Genomic DNA, 3,775 nt, shown 5'->3' on the forward strand with positions numbered 1-3,775 from the left:
TTGCAAAAGATTACCAAACAAAATTATGGCTACAATGAACGACTATGGCGTCTATGGTGGGCTTCAACGCAAAACAAAACAGGTCTCTTACCTGTCATTCAATAATCGACCTCGTTGATTGCCTGCAGAAGTTCGTTCTCTGCTCTGATTATTTTATTCAGTAAATTCCAGAGCTTCGCAAAGCGATCCCAGGTACTGGTCATAGTTTTTCCATCGATCCAACCCTGATTGATTCATGGGACGGCGAACTTGCCAGTTACTTGCTGTTGTCACAGGCCGGTCATTCTCCTGAAAATTCAAGCATCGATCATCCCAGGAAATTTCAAGATAATCGACGAGTGCTCTGGTTTTCTCTTCCTGATTTGCTACCAGCTCGGAATAGTGCAATTCAAAAGGTGCCACCGGCAGAACACGCTGCCAATGCTGCATGACCCTTTGATACTCGCGATAATAAAGCCCCAGATCCGTTAAATTAAAGGAATACTCATGACCCCGACGAAAGCGCTGAAAATAACAGGAAAGGCACGTATCAAGTGGATGCCTTTGGCAATGAATCACTTTTGCTTTCGGGAATAAAATTGCAATCAGTCCCAGATATAAAAAGTTGGCGGGCATTTTATTTATAATTCGGATAGCCGCATCATCAAACGAGCGTAATCGACTCAGATACGCATCTCCCATACCTGCAAATACATTTTGCGGTAAATTTATGATACACTCCGGAAAGTCGGACTCCGTTGTCGCGTACTTTTTTAGCGTTCCAGCAATACTCGAAATATCCGGCAACTCCCCTGCCCCATGAACTTCAGGATGGCTGGATAAGATTTGTTCTACAAGAGTAGTACCAGTGCGAGGCATTCCCACAATAAAAACAGGGACTTCACTCGATATGCCCAATGGAGAGAGTTGTTGAATTAACTCAGTAGAAAATACTGAAATGAGTCGATCGATTTCCTTTCTGAACAAATCGATACTAAACTCTGAATGACGGAAATGATTTCCATTCTCGTAAGCAGCGAATGCTTTATCATAATCCTTGATATCATTATAAATTTTTCCCGCTGCAAACCCCAAAAAGCAGCGATCTTCATCTGATAGATCGGGCCGCGATATTTGCTGTTCGACAAGGGAAACAAGTGGATCATCACTTGTAAATTTTCTCGTAGCAGAATAATTAAAATATGCTTCTGCATAATCCGGCTTTAAACTCAAAGCGGTCAGATAGTGCTGTTCCGAAAGATCAAATTCTCCGACTAAACGATAAATGGCGGCAAGATTATGATGGTATTCAGCAACCCGCGGATTTAAAGCAATTGCTTTTTTGATACGCTCGATGCCAGAAGGATAATCGCCGCTATGTGAGGCAGCCAATCCGTAGAAATGCATAAACTGGGGATTATTGACATTTGACGGATAATAAGGCTTCATCAGGTCTTCTGCTTTTTTTGCCTGATTCGCCCGCAGTAATTTAATGGCTTCCATGATGAGATCGGCCATGCTTTTCCCAATTGCATTCCTGAATAATACTCTAAAATCGATACCAATAATAAGAATGCATCAGAGTCGGAAATGGAACGTTTTTCGGAAGTAACGCCACAACCATTGGCCGGTAGTTAACTCGCTGACCTGAAAACGGGCTTTGCCACGCATGTTTGCCCGGAATAAGACTACATCTTCGTCGAGGGGGACAATCGCCTGATATGCGGTACTTGATAATTTCTCACGACCATCCTTATCAGTTACGGTTGGTAATTCACCACCCATTTTATTAGAAAGAGTCGGTGGAACATGATCAAGATGACCGTGAGCAACACGTTCTATTTTCGATGTGTAGGTTTTATCGGGTAAATGTTCCAGTTTGAGTTCGACGGTCTGACCAAGATTAAAATCATTCCGGTATTCCTGATCAATAAACAATACCGCTTGAAAACGAGCATCAGGAGCAATGCTCAACATATGTGTCCGTTCTTCGAGATAGCAATTAGCATTCTTTGCATCAAGTGGGCTTCCAAACCAACGGGACAATTGTTTTTTGGAGTCTGATAATTTTGGCTCTGGCTGACTGGCCGGCGCAACAATAATTCCACTGATTGGCGCAACCACTTTCATATTACTGAGATGTTCTTTAATTTCAGCGATTTGTTCTTCAATCGTCTCAAGTTTCTCTTTTGAGACCTTTACACCAGCCTGATCTTCTAATGCCTGGAATTTTCGAACTTCCCCTTCCTGAACTTTTAGATCTGTTATTAATTGATTGAGCTGATCTTCTTTTTCAAGATTTACAATACTTGCCAGTAGCTGGCCCTTTTCTACACGCTGACCTGGTTCAGCATACACCTGATCCAATCGACCTGTTTCTGTCGAATAAACATGCTTCACTTCATACCCTTCTAGAATGAAGGGGGCTTCAAAATGCATGGGAACTGGAATCAAAAGTATTCCAAGAATCACAGCGGCAGTGACAGTCAGCGTCGCTGAGACTTTGAAGTAATTCATGGGTTCGGTCCTCGGTGCAGAAATAATTTTGTAAATGTTTTTGAATATGCCACCAACAAAAGTCACTATGGAAATGACTGCGAGTGTAATACCAATGCTTTGTAAATCATATGGTTTTAAAACCGTATACAGAAAGAGCGTAATCCCGAACATAATGAACCAGCGATACACGGATGCTGATATCGCGTAAGCTATAAATCCGAACGTGCCAGTCTCTGGCATAAAGGGATCGCGCTGCGACTCGATTCCCAGACAAACCCAGGCAAAGGTATCGCGAAGACGCTTATCCGCTTTTTGCCTTAAGTTGGGTATCTCAAGAAAATCGCTCATCATGTAGTAACCATCGAATCGCATCAATGGGTTCGCGTTAAAGATCACCGTAGTGACCGTCGAAATGAAAAACAGGTTTAATGCCAGGTGATTGAGGAGACCCGGTTTCGTAAACCACCAGACCCAGACGGCAATCGCAGACATGATCACCTCGATATACATTCCCGCGCCACCAATAATAATTCGCTGCCATTTATTCCTTAGCATCCAGGAATCGGAGACATCACAATAGAGACAGGGGCTGAAAACCAGGAACATGATTCCCATTCCATGGCACTCTCCACCATAGTGTTTACAAGAGATACCATGTCCAAATTCGTGGATAACTTTCGCGGCTCCAAGCACAAACCACATATAAATCAGATTCGGCCAGCCAAAGAATTGTTGAAATTCTGGTAAACGACTTCGAAAGGCTTCAAATTGCACACCAATCAATAACCAGGAAGAAACAATCAACAGGCTGAACATAGTTGTCGCCCAGGGTTTCCACATCCATTTTACGTAAGGATATAGTTTCTGCAGAGAAGTTTCCGGATCCCAGCCCGGAAGTCTTAGATAAAGCAGATTCTTAAAAGTCGTGAAGATTTTTTTACTTTTTTCTTCCCGACGCTGTTTAATAAGTGTAACACCCTGTCCTGGACGCCCACTGGTCAACAAGCCTTTTCGATACAAGTCAGAAATCAATTGCTGAATCTCAGAAATTGAAAGTAGTAGTGTGGGATATTGCCGATGCACCTCATCTTTGATCTCTTCCGGGCAGCGTTCACCGTTCAAGAGATTTAAAATATAAAACTGCTCTGGATGAAGTCGCGCGTATTTCAGTGAAACCGGATCTTTGATTACCCAGTATCCGAGTCCTTTATAATGAATCCATTTGCTGATCAAATCATCGCGCACGCTCAACGGAATCGGCCGTTCGGTTGAGGATGTCATGGATTCGCTTAAAGTA

At 42.9% G+C, this 3,775-nt stretch carries 2 protein-coding genes; both read right to left on the minus strand.

The window, feature by feature from the left end:
• Positions 1-153 precede the first annotated feature (153 nt).
• Positions 154-1,497 carry a sulfotransferase gene (locus Q0668_RS01050; protein WP_298859060.1) on the minus strand — a complete coding sequence of 448 codons (1,344 nt, stop codon included), beginning with the start codon at positions 1,495-1,497 and terminating at the stop codon, positions 154-156.
• Positions 1,498-1,557: 60 nt separating this feature from the next.
• A partial coding sequence (locus Q0668_RS01055; RefSeq protein WP_298859062.1) for an HlyD family efflux transporter periplasmic adaptor subunit occupies positions 1,558-3,775 on the minus strand: 2,218 nt, incomplete at its 5' end.

It is taken from the genome of uncultured Gimesia sp., assembly GCF_937910335.1.
Taxonomy (GTDB): Bacteria; Planctomycetota; Planctomycetia; order Planctomycetales; family Planctomycetaceae; genus Gimesia.

What these genes read in the sequence shown, in the direction of transcription:
- Q0668_RS01050 (WP_298859060.1), bottom strand. Translation starts at nt 1,497, where the DNA reads ATGGCCGATCTCATCATGGAAGCCATTAAATTACTGCGGGCGAATCAG.